This is a genomic window from Alkaliphilus peptidifermentans DSM 18978 (assembly GCF_900101495.1).
GTDB classification, from domain to species: Bacteria; Bacillota; Clostridia; order Peptostreptococcales; family Natronincolaceae; genus Alkaliphilus_C; species Alkaliphilus_C peptidifermentans.
In genome coordinates, this window is the sequence record NZ_FMUS01000017.1 from 80718 (window position 1) to 101816 (window position 21099).

General features: G+C 34.2%; 21 protein-coding genes, 1 rRNA gene and 2 riboswitches. Of the genes, 17 read left to right on the top strand and 5 right to left on the bottom strand.

The window, feature by feature from the left end:
• The first annotated feature begins 9 nt into the window (after window positions 1-9).
• Together BLP68_RS12775 and BLP68_RS12780 are read left to right on the top strand one after the other, a co-directional pair.
• On the top strand, window positions 10-1002 hold the full coding sequence (locus tag BLP68_RS12775; RefSeq protein WP_091544228.1) for a PucR family transcriptional regulator: 993 nt from the start codon (window positions 10-12) through the stop codon (window positions 1000-1002).
• Between the two features lie 289 nt (window positions 1003-1291).
• Complete coding sequence (locus BLP68_RS12780; RefSeq protein ID WP_091544230.1) at window positions 1292-1675, top strand: hypothetical protein; 384 nt, start codon at window positions 1292-1294, stop codon at window positions 1673-1675.
• A gap of 223 nt (window positions 1676-1898) precedes the next feature.
• Here BLP68_RS12780 and BLP68_RS12785 read toward each other — a convergent pair whose 3' ends face one another.
• A complete protein-coding gene (locus BLP68_RS12785) occupies window positions 1899-2456 on the bottom strand; it encodes a folate family ECF transporter S component (protein ID WP_091544234.1) in 558 nt (185 codons plus the stop codon).
• 71 nt (window positions 2457-2527) lie between these two features.
• Window positions 2528-2622, bottom strand: a riboswitch (THF riboswitch).
• Window positions 2623-2815: 193 nt separating this feature from the next.
• Here BLP68_RS12785 and BLP68_RS12790 point away from each other — a divergent pair.
• Entirely contained in the window at window positions 2816-4195 is a 1380-nt protein-coding gene (locus BLP68_RS12790; RefSeq protein WP_091544237.1) for a Na+/H+ antiporter NhaC family protein, read from the top strand.
• A 202-nt stretch (window positions 4196-4397) separates the two neighbouring features.
• Complete coding sequence (locus BLP68_RS12795) at window positions 4398-5660, top strand: L-lactate MFS transporter (RefSeq protein ID WP_091544239.1); 1263 nt, start codon at window positions 4398-4400, stop codon at window positions 5658-5660.
• 74 nt (window positions 5661-5734) lie between these two features.
• On the opposite strand, the gene BLP68_RS12800 is transcribed toward BLP68_RS12795, so the two are convergent.
• Complete coding sequence (locus BLP68_RS12800) at window positions 5735-6193, bottom strand: helix-turn-helix transcriptional regulator (RefSeq protein ID WP_091544241.1); 459 nt, start codon at window positions 6191-6193, stop codon at window positions 5735-5737.
• A gap of 208 nt (window positions 6194-6401) precedes the next feature.
• On the opposite strand from BLP68_RS12800, the gene BLP68_RS12805 reads away from it, so the two are divergent.
• Window positions 6402-7094, top strand: coding sequence for a TIGR03943 family putative permease subunit (locus BLP68_RS12805; protein ID WP_091544244.1), 693 nt, complete (start codon window positions 6402-6404; stop codon window positions 7092-7094).
• A gap of 12 nt (window positions 7095-7106) precedes the next feature.
• On the opposite strand, the gene BLP68_RS12810 is transcribed toward BLP68_RS12805, so the two are convergent.
• The 3 genes from BLP68_RS12810 to ytaF form a co-directional block, all read right to left on the bottom strand.
• Window positions 7107-8417 (bottom strand): putative manganese transporter, encoded by a 1311-nt coding sequence (locus BLP68_RS12810; RefSeq protein ID WP_091544246.1) that lies wholly within the window; start codon window positions 8415-8417, stop codon window positions 7107-7109.
• A gap of 61 nt (window positions 8418-8478) precedes the next feature.
• Window positions 8479-8886 (bottom strand): DUF1622 domain-containing protein, encoded by a 408-nt coding sequence (locus tag BLP68_RS12815; RefSeq protein WP_091544248.1) that lies wholly within the window; start codon window positions 8884-8886, stop codon window positions 8479-8481.
• A gap of 57 nt (window positions 8887-8943) precedes the next feature.
• Window positions 8944-9582, bottom strand: coding sequence for a sporulation membrane protein YtaF (gene ytaF, locus BLP68_RS12820; RefSeq protein ID WP_091544250.1), 639 nt, complete (start codon window positions 9580-9582; stop codon window positions 8944-8946).
• 144 nt (window positions 9583-9726) lie between these two features.
• Here ytaF and BLP68_RS12825 point away from each other — a divergent pair, with 144 nt between their 5' ends.
• The 12 genes from BLP68_RS12825 to BLP68_RS12880 form a co-directional block, all read left to right on the top strand.
• Window positions 9727-10659 (top strand): DMT family transporter, encoded by a 933-nt coding sequence (locus tag BLP68_RS12825; RefSeq protein ID WP_091544253.1) that lies wholly within the window; start codon window positions 9727-9729, stop codon window positions 10657-10659.
• Window positions 10660-10700: 41 nt separating this feature from the next.
• Window positions 10701-10826, top strand: a riboswitch (FMN riboswitch).
• Window positions 10827-10932: 106 nt separating this feature from the next.
• Window positions 10933-12033, top strand: coding sequence for a bifunctional diaminohydroxyphosphoribosylaminopyrimidine deaminase/5-amino-6-(5-phosphoribosylamino)uracil reductase RibD (ribD, locus tag BLP68_RS12830; RefSeq protein ID WP_091544256.1), 1101 nt, complete (start codon window positions 10933-10935; stop codon window positions 12031-12033).
• A 1-nt stretch (window position 12034) separates the two neighbouring features.
• Complete coding sequence (ribE, locus tag BLP68_RS12835) at window positions 12035-12691, top strand: riboflavin synthase (protein ID WP_091544258.1); 657 nt, start codon at window positions 12035-12037, stop codon at window positions 12689-12691.
• Between the two features lie 17 nt (window positions 12692-12708).
• Entirely contained in the window at window positions 12709-13926 is a 1218-nt protein-coding gene (locus tag BLP68_RS12840) for a bifunctional 3,4-dihydroxy-2-butanone-4-phosphate synthase/GTP cyclohydrolase II (RefSeq protein ID WP_091544261.1), read from the top strand.
• Complete coding sequence (gene ribH, locus BLP68_RS12845; RefSeq protein ID WP_091544263.1) at window positions 13926-14387, top strand: 6,7-dimethyl-8-ribityllumazine synthase; 462 nt, start codon at window positions 13926-13928, stop codon at window positions 14385-14387. Before BLP68_RS12840 ends, ribH begins: the two co-directional genes overlap by 1 nt.
• A gap of 496 nt (window positions 14388-14883) precedes the next feature.
• Window positions 14884-16401: a M3 family metallopeptidase gene (locus tag BLP68_RS12850; protein WP_091544267.1), complete on the top strand. Its 1518-nt coding sequence runs from the start codon at window positions 14884-14886 to the stop codon at window positions 16399-16401.
• A gap of 144 nt (window positions 16402-16545) precedes the next feature.
• On the top strand, window positions 16546-16989 hold the full coding sequence (locus BLP68_RS12855) for a MarR family winged helix-turn-helix transcriptional regulator (protein WP_091544271.1): 444 nt from the start codon (window positions 16546-16548) through the stop codon (window positions 16987-16989).
• Window positions 16986-17687, top strand: a complete 702-nt coding sequence (locus tag BLP68_RS12860) for an ABC transporter ATP-binding protein (protein WP_091544274.1) — start codon at window positions 16986-16988, stop codon at window positions 17685-17687. The genes BLP68_RS12855 and BLP68_RS12860 overlap by 4 nt, the downstream gene beginning before the upstream one ends.
• A gap of 17 nt (window positions 17688-17704) precedes the next feature.
• Window positions 17705-18460 carry an ABC transporter permease gene (locus tag BLP68_RS12865; RefSeq protein WP_091544277.1) on the top strand — a complete coding sequence of 252 codons (756 nt, stop codon included), beginning with the start codon at window positions 17705-17707 and terminating at the stop codon, window positions 18458-18460.
• Between the two features lie 165 nt (window positions 18461-18625).
• Entirely contained in the window at window positions 18626-19927 is a 1302-nt protein-coding gene (locus BLP68_RS12870) for a DUF1576 domain-containing protein (RefSeq protein WP_091544279.1), read from the top strand.
• Between the two features lie 2 nt (window positions 19928-19929).
• A complete protein-coding gene (locus tag BLP68_RS12875; protein ID WP_091544282.1) occupies window positions 19930-20283 on the top strand; it encodes a hypothetical protein in 354 nt (117 codons plus the stop codon).
• A gap of 528 nt (window positions 20284-20811) precedes the next feature.
• Window positions 20812-21099 (top strand): 16S ribosomal RNA (locus BLP68_RS12880); the annotation flags it as partial.

Below are 21099 nucleotides of genomic sequence, written 5' to 3' on the forward strand. Positions count from 1 at the left end.
GGGATAACTTTGAAATCAATTAAAACGCTATTTACCCAAATTGAAGATATTTTCCCCTATTACCTAGCTCTTTATAATGATGAAGGGCAGATGGTGGCCAGTACAGAGAATATATCAGAAGACCGTCAGCAGGATAAAGTAATTTACCGGTTTTGTCTTGTTGATGGTACCACCTTCTTTTTGCATTCTCAGGAGCCATTGAAAGAAGAATCTATAAAGCTGCTGCAGCTTATGATAAACCAATCATTACACAATATGAGTTCCTATGGCAAAGGGCAGATAGTAAAATTAATGGCAGAAGGAAATTTTGACTCAAAAATACTAAAACGAGCAGAACAGTTGCTATTAAGAACAAAGGACTATTACACCTTAATATGGATTGAATTTACAGGTGATGATGAACTTAAAGCCTTACATCAAGTTATCGTAGAAAGCTTCAAAGGATATAAGCAGATCACAGTAGTCCCTATAACAGATGGTATTCTGCTTTTTATTGAGGGTGAAGAAACAAAGGAAAGTCTTCATGAAAAAGGTAAAAGGATTAGAGCTATAGTTAACTCTGAGCTTTTTTTAGATGTTAGTATAGGAATTAGTAATAAATATACAAAATTAAATGACCTATATAATGCTGTCATGGAAACCAAAAAATCTGTTGAAATAGGTAATGCTCTTTATCCTGGAAAACGACTTTATATTACTGAAGATTTAAAGGTTGAGAAGCTATTATATATGATTTCTCAGTCTGATAGAAAAAATATATATATTGAATTATTCCATAAAGAGTTTTTCGATTCAATAGAGGAAGAAATTTATAAAACCATGGATGTCTTTCTGGAAAAGGATTTAAATTTAGGTGATACAGCTAGGGAACTCTATATTCATCGTAATACATTAGCCTATCGGTTAGATAAAATCCAAAAGGAGTCAGGACTTGACCTAAGAAAGTTTGAAGATGCTATGTTATATAAAATTAGCTTGTTACTGAAGAAAAGTTTAGACTAATGGAGAGAACAATACTAGGTGTTGTTCTTTTTTTATTGCTATGAAAGTTCGTAAATATATCTATAACATAGATATAAGTAAAGAGGATAATATAATGAAAAAATAGACTAAGCTATGCCGCCACAGAATTACTGTTAATTTTGATAATTAAAGAAATTTAAGATATAATTTTTGCATAAAGATTTTATAAATATAGCTTAGTTATTCAAAATAGAAGAACATATATAGCTACTATAATTGATAACATACACAGCGAAATACATAATTATATTATAGGTGGAGGTGTAAGATGGTGTACTTCGGATGGGGTCAAGGAAAGATAAAAAGAAAAGCAGAAATCGTTGGGGAGGTTAAGCAAAGCCAAATGTTTAAGCCCAATTCGCAGGAATGGTTGCTACAGAGGATAAACCCTAAGTGCGAAAACTGTAATAGTAATAGTCATTATATTATCGACAGATCGTTTATAAGGTTACTAGGGTTTGTGTCATTTGTAAAAATGGAGGAAATTTTTAGAATAGTATGCCCTAATTGTCAAGAGACAATTGAGCTTGACATAGAAGAGTACATTGGAATTAAGCCATTTATTAAAATTAATAAATTGTTAGATACAGGAAAAATAGACGAATATGAGTATAAAAACAGATTAAAGAAGATAGAAGAAAAAATAACATAGCTTTGAAGCTTATAAAAAAAGACCGTATAAAAACGGTCTTTTGAGGTTGTTGAAAAAGTCAACAATATCCAGACTGTTCAAAATTCTTCGGGATTCAAGGCGCAAGAAAACCCAGCGACTGCAGCGTATACATAATACGTAAAGGTGCTGGGTTTTTGCAGCAACGAAGAAGATGGAGGATTTTCAACAGTCTGGAAAGACCGTATAAAAACGGTCTTTTAGATTATTTGTTATCCCAATATTTAAAGTATTTTGATAGAAAAAATATTAAAACTATAGTAATTACTGTTACAATACCCTGAGCAAGTGCCCGTGCTGGTAACAGAACAAAAAAGCTATTTCCTAGTAACTGTGTTAGCCAATAGGTGTTTAAGCCAAGAGAAATAACTAGGTAAACAAGTACATTTGCCATTAGAATATTCAAAAATGAATATTTGTTTCTTTGGTTAAATGCTACAATCATTCCTGGTATAAGGCCAGTTAAAGCTGCACTTAGGGTAAAACCAGGATGAAAGCCACCTTGAGATAAAATCAATACTCCCAGCAAATCACTAACAACACCAGTTAGTGCACCAGCTATAGGCCCTAATAATATACCAGAAAGTATAATTGGTAGATTACCAAAGCCTAATCGAATACTACCTCCCGCCAGCATAATAGAGCCATAACGGGTTAAAACAATTGTAAGTGCAGATAGAAATGAAGCCATTACAAGCTTTTTGGTTGAAAGTTTACTGCTGGAATGAAATGTACCAACAGCAGTTTTTTGAGAGACTCCCATCTTTACACCTCCCTTCTCTTAAGTTAGGCAATTACCTCACATTAAGAGAAGTTTGGTTTATCTCTCAAATGTGCAGCGGACGCAACATTATATCGCGAATGCATAATTCTTCGTTTAGGAGCAACTTCCCATCTCCTAACACTTAACGCATAATGTCTACTCTGCCTTCACCCCTATAATACTATGAAAATAAAATTGTGTAAACTGTGAAATTTCTACAAAAAAAAATAAAATGGAAAAAGGTCTTTTTATGTTAGAATAAAGTGAGTAAATTTCAATATTTAATTTCATAAATTTTCAGCATAATTATTCAGCTTTCGACTATAACAATAATCAACAATAGTGAAAGGATTGTAGCAATGAAAGAAATAAGTCAATCAACAATTACCATTCTTCTAATTGTAATTTTATCAGGAATACTTTTAGGAATAAGACTGTTTAATTCGCCAGCCTATGGGCTAATCCTAGGAATTATTTTAGTTTATATTATAGCACGAAGGCAAGGCTACGAAAAAAGAAGTCTGTTAAAGATGATGGAGCTAGGTATACGTAAAGCGTCGATAATACTGGGGATAATGATTTTAATAGGAATGATATCTGCATTATGGATGATGAGTGGTACAATTCCAGCAATGATGCTTTTAGGGTTTCGTTATTTATCCAGTATGAATTTTCTTCTGGCAACCTTTTTAATAACCAGTGGAATTTCAATTGTTTTGGGGACAGCCATCGGTACCATGAGCACTGTAGGGATACCGCTAATGGAACTGGGAAAAGCCATGGGTATGCCGTTACCCTTAGTGGCTGGAACTATTATTTCAGGGGCCTATTTAGGAGATCGATCGTCACCAATGTCAAGTAGTGCCAATTTAGCTGCCAATATTACAGAGACAAAATTAATAGACATGCTGAAGCATATGTTGGACACACTACTTCCAGCTTTTTTCATAACAATTTTAGCTTATTATTTTATAGGAAGGCCCTATACCTTGCATGAGGCTGGTTTATACAGAATTCAGGAGACGCAGCAGCTTTTGACAAGTAGCTTTCAAATAGGATGGTTTTCTTTTATACCACCTATACTAATAATCATATTAGCCATAACTAAAGTTCCTATAGTTTACTGCATGTTGGCAGGACTACTGTCAAGCATTGTATTGGTTTTTGTTCAGCAGGAGGTTTCTGCAGTATTTATAATTAAAGTACTTGTTTTTGGATATAGCCCTGATAATTTAGAACTATCAGCTATTTTGAAAGGAGGGGGTCTCCTCTCCATGAGAAATGTTATCTTAGTAATAGCATCCTCAACAGCATTAAATGGGTTATTAGAGTCGCTAAAAATATTAGATGGAATAATGGAAAAATACCTGAAGGGAATTAAGCGGGCAGGCGGTCTTATTTTTAGAACAGTATTTTTAAGCTTTATGATGGCGGTTATGACCTGTAATCAGAGCTTAGCAATAATAATTCCCGGTAGATTTATGAAGAAGGAATTTGAAAAAAGAGGTATTTCTGCCAATACATTAGCTAGATCCATAGCCGATACAGGTGCAGTGGTGGTTCCATTAATACCATGGAATGTTAATGCCATTGCAACGACATTAATACTAGGGGTTGGCACTTTGAATTATTTACCATATGCATTTTTATGCTATTTGATTCCCCTTACTACTGTTATATATGGGTATTTAGGTTTTATACAATTAGAGAATAAGAAAAAGATTAATGAAAAAGCATAGTGATTTTAATATTAGTAAAATATCATGGTTATTGAATAAAATATTTAATTTTTTGTACCTCCTTAAACTGCAATATCATGCTATCCAATTTTTATTATATGAATAGAATACATTTTTTTATTTATTTCTACAAGTCTTTCTGATATTATAAGATAATGTAGAAATATGTAAAAATGGCACTTATAATTAAGGAGGAAAGTGAATGTCAAAACAGAAACTTTATCGAGGTTGGATTGTGACAATAGCGGGGTTGGGAGTTAATCTTATGCTGGGGGTATTGTATGCTTGGGGGGTTATTTCGGCGGCATTGATAGATCAATTAAACTGGAATGCCACCATGACTCAGATACCATATATGGTTGCATGTGCTCTTTTCGCCCTCTCCATGGTTCCTGGTGGTCGACTGCAGGATAAGCTAGGACCTAAACCTATTATTATGGCATCTGCTATTTTAGCAGGTATTGGTTTTATATTTTCTGGAATTTACCTAACAACAATAGGGCTGACTATATTTTTTGGTATTGTATTTGGAGCAGGTATGGGGATTGGTTATGCAGCACCCACACCAGCAGCGGTAAAGTGGTTTGACACTAAAAAAAGAGGTGTCATTTCAGGTATAGTAGTTAGTGGATTTGGATTAGCACCAGTGTATATTGCACCATTAACTACAAGCCTTTTAAATAACTATGGTATTAAAACGACTTTCTTCTTTCTAGGTATCGGATTTTTTACAGGAATTATGCTGTTAGCTCAATTTATCTCTAACCCACCTAAGGATTATGTACCTCAAGGTGCATCTCCAGTTGTTAAGAAAGCAGATACAAACAGCTTAAAGGTGGACTATGAATGGCAAGAGGTCTTGAAAACAAAGCAATTTTATCATTTGTGGATTATGTTCTGCTTCGGGACATTTGCAGGGCTACTAATTATCGGTCAACTGTCTAAGATTGGTCTTGAACAGGCAGGGATGAGAAACTCCTATATGTTAATTTCTATTTATGCCTTCTTTAATTTTGCAGGCCGCATAGGCTGTGGAGTTATCTCAGACAAATTGGGAAGAATGAAGACTTTGTTTATTATGTTTCTACTACAGGTGGCAGCATATGTATTCTTCCCAAGCTTTAACACACCAGGAACCTTAATGTTTGGTATTGCAATAGTTGGCTTTACCTTTGGAGGAATGCTAACTATCTTCCCATCAGTTACTGCTGACTACTTCGGTCTAAAAAACTTTGGAGTTAACTATGGACTGGTTATTACAGCATGGGGTATAGGTGGAGTATTTGGACCATTACTAGGTGGTATTGTTAAAGACGTTACTAATGCTTATACCTTAAGCTATATCGTTTCAGGTGTCCTAAGCGCTGCAGGAGCTATTTTAACATTGTTTATTAAGGCTCCAAGTCCTGTTACTATCGAGGATGAAGAAACTAATATTGGAATGATGTTACAACAAAATGATTAAAGATTAAATAAAAAAAAGTAGGATTCTTTCTTAAGAATTCTACTTTTTTTTATTTGATTATCTAATATATTAATCTAACTTTTACCTTCATTTAATTGCTTCAGCGCAGATAGAGCCTCTTCTATATCTGTAGTACTCATCCATCGTCTATAGACATCGTCCAGTATGCGATAATGATGGGAAATGATATTTTGCTGTATACGATAATTTCCTTCTACTAAAATGTCACCCCACCACACTCTACCACCAAGGGTTTTCTCCTTTGGGAATAAAGGCTTAGAATGACCTATCACCTCAACTAGCTCTATTGGATCACCGCCAAGCAAAGCATGTAAGGTTTCACTATGACGAAAGAGAGTACATAAAACAACTGATGTGGCCCAGCTAGGTAAAATTCTTTCCTTCTCTATTTGAACCAACGTTTTTTTAGAGAGACCAAGGACATCAGCCATTTCATCTTGTGTATAACCACTTTCTATCCGTATCAATTTTATATTTTTCCCTATTATATCTATAAATGCTTTTCTGTCCATAATAACCTCTTTTTAAATAAAGAATTTTTGAAACTTATCAGGATGAAGCCTATACTAAGGAATACACTTTATTATCTACTATTATAGTGTAATATTACACAAATAAATATAAAGTGTCAATTATGTAAGTGACGCTAAAGCAGAATAGAATAGAGGGCACAGCAATATAATTAATTAATGCTTAGGATTCATAAGGGGGGAATATAATATGGAAATTATACCTACTTTAGCTTTGCTGGCCCATCATATAGTAGTAGGACTATTTATATATGTGTTTTTATATAATAGGTTTTTAAAATCATATTGGACAGAGGAAGAGTTAGTGATAATAGACTATAAAGACAAAACAAAGGGAATAACTTTTCTAATGGCAGCTTACTACCTTGTAATCATTATTTCGATACTATTAAGCCTTACCTATAATAATCAATTATCTAATCTACAATCAACAATAATAGGACAACAATACAATACTAAAACTCAGCGTCAGGAAGATACTAAACAGGAAGAATATATAAGCTTAATATCACAAGATATTGTCTTTACAGACGAGAATTATTTGGAAAATATTATTAAACTTATGTATAATTTCAATCAGTACCACGGTGGTGCAATTGAAATTTCAGGTTTTATTTATATGGAAGAAAGTAAAGATGAGCATAGCTTTATAATAGCAAGAGAAGTAATAACCTGCTGCGACGCTCATGCAGAGATAATAGGAATACAATGCTATTGGGAAAATCAACTACCTAAGGAAAACTCATGGGTTAAAATTACAGGTTATTTACAATCAATTTATGCTTTTGACGAGAAATTAAAAGGAGAGGTAAATCTACCTCTCATAATAGTGGATTCAATTGAAGAGATATTGCCTCCAGAAGATCCATATCTTTATCCATAATAGATTAAATACTTAAAATAGAAATGCTTTAAACTGGTCTAGGGTTGTTAAAAAAATATTACCAAGGCCTGTATTTATTTCAAACCAGTAGATAATTAATCCAAATATAATTGCGGGGATTGTCGAAATCACAGTAGCCCATATGGCAGATCTTCTATCTATAGCAATAAGAGGAAGTAATGCATCACCATCCTGAGAAACAGCATTTGCAAAGAGTGCAGCAAATGGAACTAAACCTCGTGTAAATAGAGTTACAAATATAATTTGAGGTCCACAACCAGGAATCAACCCAATAGATGCACCAATAATTATAGAAAGAATACCTGTAGCCAGTAGCAATGTTTCGATGGTAGCTTCTCCTACTGCATAGTCTCCGCCACCCATTAGTAAAATCATCATTTCATAGGCTAAAAAGCCAACAAAAACCCAGGTTACAACAAAGGCTGTATCCTGTGCATTATGAATAAAGGTTTCCTTCAAAGACATAACCTTTAATTCCGTCTCTTCATGGGTGTCATCCCCAAGAAATTTTTTAGCCATAATCATCATAATGATGGAGAAAACAGTCCCTAAACCGCCAAATATAAGGCCCAAATTAGGAATGCTCCATTCATTAATTTCAATTTGGAATAATTGCATAACCCCCAATACTAAACCAACGGCGATGAAGCCCCAGTATAAATAGAAGGCATTGTGGGTAAAACGATATCCAAATGTATCTGGGTGCTGGTGACCCTTGAGCTTATGATGTAACAATAGATCAATTTCATCCCCTTCTTCATGGCCAATATGATTAATCACAGGACTTTCGCAGCTGCCATGTTTTCCACACTCATATTGCTGCATGGAGTGATCAAGGTTCGTATGAAGGGCATCAACCTTATCCTTCTTAAGCTTTCTTTCATCGTATTTTTTTAGAATGCTGTTTCCCAGCCCTGTCATATCAACTATATAACCAGTAATTATTGCAACAAAAAATGACAATAAACTTATTATTAAGTACTGTATAGGATGACTGGCAATAATAACAAATGCAGAATCTCCCATAGTTGCAATTAGAGTTGCAACTACAGTACCAAAGGTAACAGCTTTTTTAAAGAATAATGGCATAACAAATATAGCACCGCCACAGCCAGGAGTTAGCCCCAATAGGGCTCCAATTACGGGTTGCCATTTCTTTGAATTTTGAATAGTAGCTATAAAACTACCAGATTTCCTATAATTAACATAACCAAACAATAACAATACTGCACCAACAAATGCTCCAACCTCTAGAAAAGCACCTTCAGCACTATCTAATATAAGCTCTAGCAAAATTGACAAAAATAACCCTCCTTCCTATCCTGTCATTGATTATACCCCCATAAGAAGGAAAAAAACAATATTATTTTTCTTTATTTTCTTTTTGCTTAAGCTTACGTTTATTCATAATACTTTCTCTGATTTCTTCATCCTGATGAATTTCCGAGGTGATTTCCCAATGTATTACATAGGTAAGAATAACCCTCAATACAATTATCGCTGCCAAAACCTTAATTTCATCCATAGTTCTAACTAAAATTGTTCGCAGTACCTCTCCGCCCAGTTTGAATTCTAAGCCTAAGGCTAGGCCCTTTGCTATTTCAATTTTAATACAAGTATCATTAAATTTTAGCCTTTCCTTAATATAATTTATGAAACCTCTTATGGCAGAGTAAGCAATAATAAAAATCCCTATAACTTCAAGTACTAAAATAGTGTAAACAACTAATATTTCTAGATATACCTCCAAAACATTATGGGCAAAATCCATTTTTTACCTCCTGCAGCTTGTGTTTTCTTTAGTATATCCAGTTTTGCATAAGCTCATTTATTTAAAGATACGCAATAATCCTAGAAGAATTAATATACAGCCAGGTATAAAGGAGGTTTTATCTCTAAATCTATTGGATAGTAGCTTATTACCCAAGTTGATTCCAATAATTAAAAATAATAAATTCATTATGGCAACTAGAATCAGTGTTAAAGAGATAAGAGAAATAGATGCAATTGATACGGCTACACCCACAGCCAGAGAATCTACTGCTAAAGCAAAGCCCAGCAAAATTGCCTCTTTAGTATCAATAATGCCAGATATATCACAATCCACCTTTGAAGGGTCTCTTAAAACATTAATTGCAATACCTAAAGATTTTATACTGATAATTGCAATCGAAGTAGGGTTACGTAGCTCACATGGTGGATATCTATGGTTAAGCCAACCTTGAATTAAATACCATATACCTATTCCAATAATAATAATGGCTCCAGATAACTCTGCTATTGCTGGTGGAAAATATCTAGTTAAAAGGTTTCCTGCAAAAAAACCTATGCTTAGAAGTGACACAGATATTAAATCTAGAATAATTAAAGAGTGGAGGGGTACCTTAATGTTTCTAACTCCGTAGGCAAAACCAACGCTAAAGCTGTCAATGCTAATTGCAATAGCTATTAAAATAGCTTGAAGCATAAATAACCCTCCTTATTTGATAATAGATATAATTACTTTATGCATATTACAAATCCATGGTGACTAATGTAGTAAAGAAGTTTACAAAGATATCAAATAAGTATTATAATGAACTGAAAAGAACAAACAAAGGAGACATAATAGATGAAGAACAAAAAAATATCAGCAACTATAGCTATCCTATTCACTATATTCTTTTGGGGAATATCTGCATCGAGCAACAAAATTGCATTAAGGGAAGTACCACCAGCAACCCTAGCACTAATGCGCTTTGTAATAGCATCATTATTTCTTGCTATAATCAACCTCAAGGTGAATTCTGGAGTGAAAATAAATTCTGTAGATAGAAAAAGAATTGTGCTGTGTGGGCTCATCGGAGTCTCGGTATATTTTATATTTGAAAACTACGGGTTAAGGCTAATAAGTGCATCAAATTCAACTATTTTATTGGCATCAATACCATTGTTTACAGTAGCTATAGAAGCTATTATATATAAAAAACCTATTGGTTATAAAAAGATGATAGGTGTATGCTTATCACTAATAGGAGTTATTTTGGTTATAGGCAATTCAATATCTGTCAATACTAATCTTCAAGAAATTACAGGTAGCTTACTGATAATAGGTGCAGCATTAAGCTGGGCTATTTATTCTATTCTCAATAAGCCATTGGAGGGAAAGTATCCCACGATTGTCTTAACCCTTAAGCAGGGTATATATGGAGCAGTATTTTTGACGCCATTTGCCCTTTTCGAAAGAGGACAATGGCAGTCCATATCACTAATATCATGGATTAATATTTTGTATCTTGCTCTTTTTTGTTCTGCCCTATGCTACTTTTTATATTTATATGCTCTTAAGCATTTAGGGGCATCTCAGACTAATGTTTATATAAACCTAATGCCCTTTATAGGAGTTATTGCTGCATTTGTATTATTGGGAGAGCGTCTGTACCTCTTGCAACTGCTTGGTGGAATTGTAATATTATCAGGTATATTTATTGTTAATAATAGTAGGGATAAGGAGACTATTAAGGCTACAGAAATTGCTGCTGAAGTTTCAAATAAAAGTGCTTGAATTGTTAATTAAGATATGTTATTGTTTAGTTATAAATTGAATAAAACCTTCAGGGCGGGGCGAAATTCCCCACCGGCGGTAACGCATTATGCGAAGCCCGCGAGCCTTATGGCTGATCTGGTGCAACTCCAGAGCCGACAGTATAGTCTGGATGGAAGAAGGAATTGATTAAGTATATTTTTTTGATATATACTTTTGTGCAAATCTATACCCTGAAGACACTTCAGGGTATTTTATTTTGCTTAATTTGGAAAGCTAAAAAGAGGTGATTATATGTACAATCAGTATATGAAAAGGGTTATGGAGCTAGCAACGCAGGGCTGGGGAAAAACAAGACCAAATCCTTTGGTGGGTGCAGTTATAGAGAAAAATGGTAAAATTTTAGCAGAAGGCTATCATGCTGGATATGGACTTGATCATGCAGAGGTTGATGCATTAAAACAAATAAATTATGAAGCCGACGGAGCAACGCTTTATGTTAATCTAGAGCCCTGCTCCCATTACGGCAAAACACCTCCATGTGTAGAAGCAATTATAAAGAGTAAGATTAAGACGGTTATTGTAGGAATGACAGATCCCAATCCATTGGTTGCTGGCAGAGGTATAGAGATATTAAGAGAGAATGGAATAGAAGTAATAAGCGGTGTTATGGAAAATGAATCACAAAGGCTCAATGAAATTTTTATAAAGTACATAACAACAAACAGACCTTTTTGCATACTAAAAACAGCCATGACATTAGATGGAAAAATAGCTACAGCAAGTGGAGCTTCAAAATGGATTACTGGAGAGGTTTCAAGGGAATACGTTCATCATATTAGAAATAGAGTAGCTGGAATTATGGTAGGAATTTCAACAATAATGAAGGACAATCCTCAATTAAACACTAGATTATTAAATTCGGAGGTTAATCAGCCTATACGGATTATAGTGGATAGTAGCTGCAAATTGCCTTTAACCAGCAATGTAGTAACAACTGCTAAAGAACAACCAACACTGGTGGCAACTACAATAAAGGCTCCACCAGAGAAAATAGAAAAGCTACAAAAAATGGGTGTAGAATTTCTAGTACTACCAGAAGAAAATGGAAGGGTTGATTTAAAGGAACTAATGGTTCAATTGGGAAAAATGAAAGTTGACAGTGTATTACTTGAAGGTGGAGGCACTCTAAATTATTCAGCGTTAGAATCTGGCATTGTTGATAAAGTAATGACCTTTGTTGCTCCCAAAATACTAGGTGGAGATACTGCAATTACACCTGTAGAAGGAGCAGGAAAAGACAAGATTGAGGATGCTTTTGTTCTTAAGAATCTGTCTGTTCATAGATTTAATCAAGACATTATGATTGAAGGTTATATAGAAGGGAAAGATTAAGATGTTTACCGGAATTATAGAGGAAATTGGTCAAATAATGGCCATAAAGAAGAGTGGTGATGGAGCAAGTATTATTATTGCTGCCAGCAAAATCCTGGAGGATGTTAAGCTTGGAGATAGCATAGCAACCAATGGAGTATGCTTAACAGTTAATTACTTTAATTATAATAGTTTTCAGGTGGATGTAATGGCAGAAACCATGAAAAGAAGTAATTTAAAGGATTTAATGATTGGAAGCAAAGTAAACCTAGAAAGGGCAGTGGCAGTTGGAACCAGGCTAGGGGGACACTTGGTAAGTGGTCATATCGATGATGTGGGTATTATACTCAATTACGAAAAGGAATCTAATGCAGTATGGATAACAATTGAGCCTCATCCAAAGCTACTAAAATATATTATTGAAAAAGGCTCCATTGCAATTGATGGAGTTAGCCTAACGGTAGCATATATAGATGAAAGAGTTTTTAAAGTATCAATTATTCCCCATACTAAAGATGAAACTACTTTAATTGATAAGATGGTTGGACAATTAGTGAATCTTGAATGCGATATGATAGGAAAGTATATTGAAAAGCTAATGATCTATGGTACAGAAAAGAAGCAGGAGAAAAAAGACATTACTCTAGATTTTCTTACTATGCATGGATTTGATCAATAAAGAGGGAGGCGAAGAATATGAAATACAAATTTAATACAATTGAAGAAGCCATTGAAGATATTAAAATGGGGAAAATGATAGTTGTTGTAGATGATGAAGATAGGGAAAATGAGGGGGATCTTGTAGCGGCAGCAGAGCTAATAACACCTGAGACAATAAATTTCATGGCGAAATATGGAAGAGGATTGATTTGCTTGCCAATGACAGGTGAAAGATTAAATCAATTAGACCTACCACAGATGGTTACCCATAATACCGATGACCATTGTACTGCCTTCACAGTCTCTATTGATGCTATAGAAACTACAACCGGTATATCTGCCCATGAAAGAGCATTAACTATCCAAAAAGCAGTTTCAGAAAATACACAGCCTAAGGAATTTAAAAGACCAGGACATATTTTCCCTCTTGCTGCAAAAGATGGTGGAGTTCTATTCAGAGCCGGTCATACAGAGGCTTCAGTGGATCTGGCAAAACTGGCAGGGTTATATCCAGCAGGGGTAATTTGTGAAATTATGAGTGAAGATGGTACTATGGCAAGGGTGCCGGAGCTAATGGACTTTATAGCAGAGCATAATTTAAAAATTATAACTATAGCAGATTTAATTGCCTATAGAAGAAAAAATGAAAAGGTTATAAAAAGAGTCACCGAAGCAAATATGCCTACAAAGTACGGTAGCTTTAAAATTGTTGGCTACGAAAATGTTCTTAATAACGAACATCATGTTGCTCTTATAAAGGGAGATATTTCTAAAGATCAGCCTGTGCTTGTAAGGGTTCATTCAGAATGCCTAACTGGAGATGCCTTCGGATCTTTACGCTGCGACTGTGGCGACCAACTGGCAACAGCTATGAAAAAAATAGAGGCAGAAGGAAGGGGCATCATATTATATATGCGTCAAGAAGGTAGAGGCATTGGCTTGATAAATAAGCTAAGGGCCTATGCCTTACAGGATGAAGGCTACGACACGGTAGAAGCTAATTTAGCCCTTGGCTTTCCAGAGGATATGAGGGACTATGGAGTGGGAGCTCAGATACTAAAGGATTTAGGTATACAAAAGATAAACCTAATGACAAATAATCCGAGAAAATTGGTGGGGCTATCTGGTTATAACTTAGAGATTGTTGAAAGAGTGCCAATACAAATGAACCACAATGAAAAAAATGAATACTATTTAAAAACTAAGCAAAATAAGCTTGGACATATGATGGAATTTAAGAAGGAGGAGCAATAATGAAAACATATGAGGGTAAATTATTATCAGAAGGATTAAAATTTGGTATTATAGTAGGAAGATTTAATGAGTTTATTGGAGGCAAATTGCTACAGGGTGCACTGGATGCAATTAAAAGACACGGTGGAAATGAAGATAATATAGAAATTAGCTGGGTACCTGGAGCATTTGAAATTCCATTGGTAGCAAAAAAAATGGCCAAGTCAGGTAAATATGATGCAGTAATTTGTCTTGGCGCAGTAATTCGTGGATCAACCCCACACTTTGATTATGTAGCTAATGAAGTAACTAAGGGAGTAGCTATGGTGGGGCTAGAAACTGAAGTTCCAACTATATTTGGTGTTTTAACTACAGATACAATTGAGCAGGCTATTGAAAGAGCTGGAACTAAAGCTGGAAATAAAGGATTTGAGGCAGCAGCAACGGCGATAGAGATGATTAATCTACTTAAAGATTTTTAGTAACGTATTCCGATTGGCGATAACGATGCTATATGGAAATGTAACCAGGAAGAGCCTATGAATTCAATTGCGATGCGATACTAGCATACACAATAAAGGACTATAATAATGAAGAGATTGAAAAATATTAGAAGCTAATTACTTGGTATAAACCATAATTAGCTTTTAGTTTTAGATAAACCCTGATATTTTCAAAACTACGTAAACCCACTCAGAACCAAAGTGGAATGAGCCCAAGAAAATAAGGAATTTTTAAAACTCGCTTCGGCTCAAACAGTTGAAAATTTATATCTGATTATCTTTAGCTTTTTTAATCTTAACTTCGTTAACCCTTTACTTTAGTTTTAAAAATCGGGTTTGTTAATAAAATATACTTTGTCTTAAGTATGAAGCTAATTGCTTGGTATAAACCATAATTAGCTTTTTTGAATTTTGTGATTTATGTACAGAATGATATAATGATATGGAAAATAAAATTTATATGGGAGGTGTTTGTATGGGTAAAATCTCAAAGATACAGGAAATAGGTAAGGAAATACATGAATTACAGGTTAATCTTGGTAGACTACAATGGTCAATGTTTACAACGGGATACGATTTTGGTGTTGAGGACGCTTATTCAAAGTTTATTGATGGTTTAAAAAATAAGGCTCATTATGAGGAAATACTTAATTATAAAGAAAAAGAGCTTGAAATTGTTGAAAAGAGAAATGTAGAAATTTTATATAATCTGTTTAAGCCCTACCATCTATCGGAAGACTTAAATAAATTGGATATGGAAATTCAACAAAAAGTAAATGAGCTTTCAAAAATTCTAAATACCTTTAGAAATACCTTTGACGGTAAATCAATTTCATCAGTTGAACTAAATCAAATCCTTAGCACAAACAAGGATAGAGAAGTAAGAAAGAGGGCTTATTTCACCAAAAATCAAATAGATAAGCCAATGGTGGATGCAGGATTCATTGACTTAATAAACCTAAGAAAAGAATATGCCAAACTATATGGAGCAAAAGATTTTATTTCCTATAAGCTTGAAGAGGATGAGCTTGATGTAAACATCTTTGACAATTGGATTAGTCAATTACACGAAATGCTTCCTACAATGAATGAGGCCAGAGAAAAATATGCTAAAAAAATAATATGTGACGATAGGATTATGCCGTGGGACGAACAATACATAGATTCAATAATTTCTCCTTCACTTAATAAAACAGTAGACATGTCAAATTATTATACTAATCTAAAAGAGATGTTTGACACATTTGGAATAGATATATCAAAATTCAATATAACCTATGACATTTTTCCTAGAGCAAATAAATCGGAATGGGGATATAATTTTCCTATAGAAACTGCTAAGGATTCGAGGATTCTAGCCAATGTAAAAAATAAATACTATGAGTATGGAGTGCTTCTTCATGAAACGGGACACGGTATTCATTCCTTTCTACTAAACCCAGAAGAAATTATATTAAATGAAGGTGTTAGTGGAATTATTAGTGAGGGTATAGCAAATTTATTTCAAGGCTTTTTATATAAACCAGCCTTCTATAGTAAATTTTTTACTGATGCAGACAAGGTTGAAAATGAATTCTCTGCACTAAGAGAATATAGAAAACTTAACTCCTTAAGAGCCATTAATAGAATATTCTTTGATCATAGTCTATACAAAAATAACATTACTAGCTTAGATGATATTTATGATTTATACTGGAAAAACTCAAAGGAGGTTCTAAAGGAAGAACCCTTTGGTGAGGCTCCACCTTGGGCATATACAATTCATTTTACCACCCATCCTATCTATTTACATAATTACTTCATGGGAGATGTAACCTGTGAAATGCTGACAAAGGTTTTTAAAGAACGATTTAATGCCGAGATAACTGAAAAGCCCAAGGATTTTGGAGAGTTCTTAATAAATGAGATTATAAAGCCATCGGGAAGGTATAAATATAACGAGCTATTTAAGAAAATAAGTGGTAATGATTTTTCATTAAAATATATGCTGTAAAAAGCCTAGCGATACCAAGGGTTAGCCCCTTGGTTTTTTGCTTTTAAGATTTGCTTTCCAAAACAAATTAGATGCACTTGATGTTTAATTACATATAAGATAAACTATTAATATACGATACTCGAATCATACGGAGGGTGAATAATGAACAATCAACAGTTAATTCATAAGCTAATAGATATTATTAAGTATAAGGAGACCTTTCAAAACAATACATCTAGCCTTTTGCCCCAAGACATGTATATTCTTGAAAGGATATATATGCATGGGAAAATCAATCAAAAAACAATTAGTAGCAAGTATCATATTCCACCATCTACACTAACGGGGATTGTAGATCGTCTTGAATCCAAGGATTTAATACAGCGGGTTAGAGTACAAAAAAATCGTAAAATTGTATTGTTGAGTATAACAGAGCAAGGAAAAGAAATTGTAGAACAGCACATTAATGAAGATGAAGTTTTTACTGAAAACCTATTTAATACATTGCCGATTCATAAACGGACATTACTAAAGCAACTGATGGTAGAGCTTGTTGAAAAAATTGATATGGATGCATTATTCAATACGAAGGAGTTAGACAAATGATATCTATCAAAAATCTATATATTAAAAGAGAAACACAAGAAATACTAAAGGATGTATCCTTAAAAATAGTTGCCGGTGAATTCGTAAATATTATGGGGCCATCTGGTGGAGGGAAGTCTACGCTGTTAAGAACACTTAATGGATTAGAATCCTTTGACGAAGGGACAATTGATTTTAACAATAAAAATATAATGGAGATAGATCCTATAAGATTAAGACAAGAAATTAGCTATGTTTTTCAGATACCATATTTATTCGGAGACAAGGTTCGGGAAAACATTGAATATCCTTTAAAGCTACACAAGAAGCCAATCCAAGAAAAGAAAATTAGTAAACTGCTTGAAAATCTAAATTTGACCCCGGATATCCTTGAAAAAAACTGCAAGGATTTATCTGGTGGAGAACAACAACGAATATGCCTATTAAGAAGCATAATACTAGAACCCAAAGTGATTTTATTGGATGAAATAACATCCTCCCTCGATCCAATAAACACTAAATTGGTGGAGGACTTCATCAAAAAAACATATGAATTACAACAACCAACAGTTATATTAGTAACCCATAGCGTAGAACAAGCAAAGCGTATGGGAAATAGAACCGTATTTTTACACGAGGGTAAAGTGAAATTAGATACAACCACCGAAAGCTTTTTTTTGGACCCAAAAGAGGAATATATAAAAGAATTTATCGGATAGAGACTGGGAGGAATATTATGAGTATACTAACCTTATCATTAACGACCATACTAGTATTTATTGCATTAATTATATCTAAAACGCAAAAAATACAATTGGAGAAGGATATTATAATCGGCGTAATAAGAGCAACTTTGCAATTATCCTTTATAGGAATTGTTTTAACCTATATTTTTAGCGCTGCCAATTGGCTTATAACAACTATTCTACTGCTGGTTATGATATTTAATGCTAGCCAAATTGCTGCTAAAAGGGGAGGTCGAATTAAAGGAGGAAAGCTAACAGCATTTATTTCGATTTTTATGGGTGCATCAATTACAATTATGATTCTAGTATTAACAAAGGCTATAAGCTATCATCCTTCGGAGGTTATTCCTGTAAGTGGAATGATAGTGGGTAATGCCATGGTGGCCTTAGGACTTACCTTTAAACAGCTACATCAAAATTTTAAAAATAAATATCAAGAGGTGGAAATAAAGCTTTCTTTAGGTGCTACAGAGAGGTCAGCATCGATTGATTTAATAAGAGATTCCATCCGCACTGGAATGCAACCAACGGTTGATGCTATGCAGACGCTTGGTATAGTTCAACTGCCAGGGATGATGACGGGGCTAATTTTAGCAGGTCTTTCTCCTGTAATGGCAATTAGATATCAAATAATGGTAACCTTCATGTTATTATCAACCGTAGCCATCGCAACATTTATTGGAACATTAATTTCTTATAAAAAATACTTTAATGATAGAAGACAGTTAAATAAAAGCATGATCTAGAATGGATATTTGATAGATAAGTTTCGAGCTATTATTACAAAATCGACATGTTTATTTTTTGACAAAAAAGCATTGTGTATAGTTAACTAATTAGATATAATAGTTTTGGCATTAAAATAACTATTATAATATAGATCTTTTTATTTGAGTTAAGGGGGAAACATAATGCAGGAATCTATTGAATTAAAACTTAAAGTAAGGGAAGGTGAAGAAGACGTCGCAGATATAATAGTAATAAATGAAGATATAAAATACAAAATCATGACAGCGTTTGCAGTATTTGTATTAATCTCATCTTTAGTTTTTAATAGTCCTAGAGAGATATTCGATGGATTATTGAGTATTTTAGTTGACCCCAGTATTTTGGTCTCTGACTATATGGCAATAGGCAATATAGGAGCAGCTTTATTTAACAGTGGAGCTTTAATGATTATAGCCATAGTTATTGCTAAAAAGAACAGGGTGGATATGAACGGAACCACCATGGCTGCTGTGTTAACTGTTGGGGGTTTTGCTCTATTTGGTAAAAACCTTTATAATGTATGGCCTATTATTATGGGAGTTTATTTTTATTGTAAGTATAAAAACGAAAAGTTTAATAAATTTATATTGATAGCCCTATTTGGAACAGCCCTAGCCCCTTTGGTAAGTCAAATAAGCTTTGGGTTAGGATTTCCAATTCTAATAGCTGTTATATTGGGAAACATATTTGGATTAGTTGCAGGCTTCGTGCTTCCTGCACTTGCCCATCATTTTATTAAGTTTCATCAAGGCTTTAACCTATATAACATTGGTTTTACGGCAGGTATGGTGGGCACATTCTTCATGGCAGTCTTAAGGGCCTTTGGAGTAGAAAATGAAAGAAGACTAGTGATAGCAGAAGGATATAACCAAATTCTTGGCATATATTTGGCTTTAATCTTTATTGCTATGTTTATACTAGGGTTTGTGTTAAACAAGAACTCTTTAAGGGGTTATAAAAGATTGCTGAAAAGAACAGGACGACTAGTGCAGGACTTTGTTATTCTTGACGGCTTCGGGTTATCCTTAATTAATATGAGTATATTGGGTATAATAACAACAGGATATGTTCTTATGGTTAGAGGACAATTAAATGGACCAATTATTGGAGGTATATTTACAATAGTAGGCTTCGGTGCATTTGGTAAGCATTTAAAAAATGTTCTTCCTGTTATTATAGGCGTGTTTCTTGCAAGCTTAATAATGACTTGGGAGGTAAATACCACCGGACCTTTACTGGCAGCACTATTTGGAACAACATTGGCGCCAATTGCTGGTGAGTTCGGTTGGAAGAGTGGAGTAGTTGCAGGTTTCCTTCACATGGCCATGGTAATGAATGTTGGTTACTTACATGGTGGCATGAATCTGTACAATAATGGATTCTCGGGAGGTATGGTGGCTGCTGTACTTGTTCCGATTCTAGAGGCTTTAAAAAGAGGAGAATAACATTGAGTGATCATCATTCTAGAATATACAAAATTATAAACGAATTAACCAACTTTATATTGAAATCTGGTGCAAGGCACTGTGATATCAAACTAGAAGAAGAAAATGAAAGTATAAAGCTTACCATTGCTGGCTATTCAATTGATCTATCACCTGAAGAACTGGAGGAATTACAAAACTCCTTATCTATTCCAAGACAGCAACCGGTAGAAGAATATTTATGGGAACTAGCAGGAGAAAATGAAAACTACGAAGAATTAAACTTGATTGGAATGATGATTGATAGTGCAAGTGTTAAATATAAAGATAGATGTTTAACCATAATAATCACTAGAAATGAAGGCGATGGGGCGTAAGCACCATCGCCTTATTTATTACATAGGATAGTTCCTTCAGAACTTCCTATGTAATACGGGGTTGTTAAGGGGCATTCCCCCTTATGATCAATATTTTAGAGCATGAAATGCTTTTGTGATTTCTACTTAATATATATTAATAACTTCGTATGTAAAAAGAAGAATATTTCTTGTTGAATTGGAATAAACTACAAGTTGTAATGTTACTACATAAATGGTATAGTAGTTAAGTCGCCCAAACAAAGGGTGTGGAACACAAATAAAAGTTTTTATTAGATAGAAAAAAGTATTGACAATAGAATTTAGATGTGATATATTATATAAGCTGCTCAAATGACAAGTTGTTTCTGAGGGTAGCAATCGCAAAAAAAGTAATTGACAACACAAACAAAACATGCTATATTATTTAAGTCGCCACTTAATGGCGGATGGGGCTGAGGCCCTAAAATAGGTCCTTGAAAACTAAACAGTATAGATATTAAGCCAGCAAAAAAAAACACATCTTTTTAAAAGATGTACCCAGAAATTTTGATTAAGAGTTTGATCCTGGCTCAGGATGAACGCTGGCGGCGTGCCTAACACATGCAAGTCGAGCGATTCAAATGTTCAACACTGAGTATTCGGTGGCATTCATTGAGTATTGAGTGTTGAACATTTGAATAGCGGCGGACGGGTGAGTAACGCGTGGGCAACCTACCCTGTACAGAGGGACAACAACGGGAAACCGTTGCTAATACCTCATAAAACCCTAAAGGGGCATCCCTTATGGGTCAAAGAATTTCGGTACAGGATGGGCCCGCGTCTGATTAGCTAGTT

Bases quoted from the DNA above. Each gene is read 5' to 3' on its own strand.
- ytaF (WP_091544250.1), bottom strand. From the start codon at position 9,582: ATGCTTCAAGCTATTTTAATAGCTATTGCAATTAGCATTGACAGCTTT.
- BLP68_RS12865 (WP_091544277.1), top strand. From the start codon at position 17,705: ATGAGTATACTAACCTTATCATTAACGACCATACTAGTATTTATTGCA.
- BLP68_RS12780 (WP_091544230.1), top strand. From the start codon at position 1,292: ATGGTGTACTTCGGATGGGGTCAAGGAAAGATAAAAAGAAAAGCAGAA.
- BLP68_RS12870 (WP_091544279.1), top strand. From the start codon at position 18,626: ATGCAGGAATCTATTGAATTAAAACTTAAAGTAAGGGAAGGTGAAGAA.
- ribD (WP_091544256.1), top strand. From the start codon at position 10,933: ATGTACAATCAGTATATGAAAAGGGTTATGGAGCTAGCAACGCAGGGC.
- ribE (WP_091544258.1), top strand. From the start codon at position 12,035: ATGTTTACCGGAATTATAGAGGAAATTGGTCAAATAATGGCCATAAAG.
- BLP68_RS12790 (WP_091544237.1), top strand. From the start codon at position 2,816: ATGAAAGAAATAAGTCAATCAACAATTACCATTCTTCTAATTGTAATT.
- BLP68_RS12860 (WP_091544274.1), top strand. From the start codon at position 16,986: ATGATATCTATCAAAAATCTATATATTAAAAGAGAAACACAAGAAATA.
- BLP68_RS12795 (WP_091544239.1), top strand. From the start codon at position 4,398: ATGTCAAAACAGAAACTTTATCGAGGTTGGATTGTGACAATAGCGGGG.
- BLP68_RS12785 (WP_091544234.1), bottom strand. From the start codon at position 2,456: ATGGGAGTCTCTCAAAAAACTGCTGTTGGTACATTTCATTCCAGCAGT.
- BLP68_RS12805 (WP_091544244.1), top strand. From the start codon at position 6,402: ATGGAAATTATACCTACTTTAGCTTTGCTGGCCCATCATATAGTAGTA.
- ribH (WP_091544263.1), top strand. From the start codon at position 13,926: ATGAAAACATATGAGGGTAAATTATTATCAGAAGGATTAAAATTTGGT.
- BLP68_RS12850 (WP_091544267.1), top strand. From the start codon at position 14,884: ATGGGTAAAATCTCAAAGATACAGGAAATAGGTAAGGAAATACATGAA.
- BLP68_RS12800 (WP_091544241.1), bottom strand. From the start codon at position 6,193: ATGGACAGAAAAGCATTTATAGATATAATAGGGAAAAATATAAAATTG.
- BLP68_RS12840 (WP_091544261.1), top strand. From the start codon at position 12,709: ATGAAATACAAATTTAATACAATTGAAGAAGCCATTGAAGATATTAAA.
- BLP68_RS12825 (WP_091544253.1), top strand. From the start codon at position 9,727: ATGAAGAACAAAAAAATATCAGCAACTATAGCTATCCTATTCACTATA.
- BLP68_RS12855 (WP_091544271.1), top strand. From the start codon at position 16,546: ATGAACAATCAACAGTTAATTCATAAGCTAATAGATATTATTAAGTAT.
- BLP68_RS12815 (WP_091544248.1), bottom strand. From the start codon at position 8,886: ATGGATTTTGCCCATAATGTTTTGGAGGTATATCTAGAAATATTAGTT.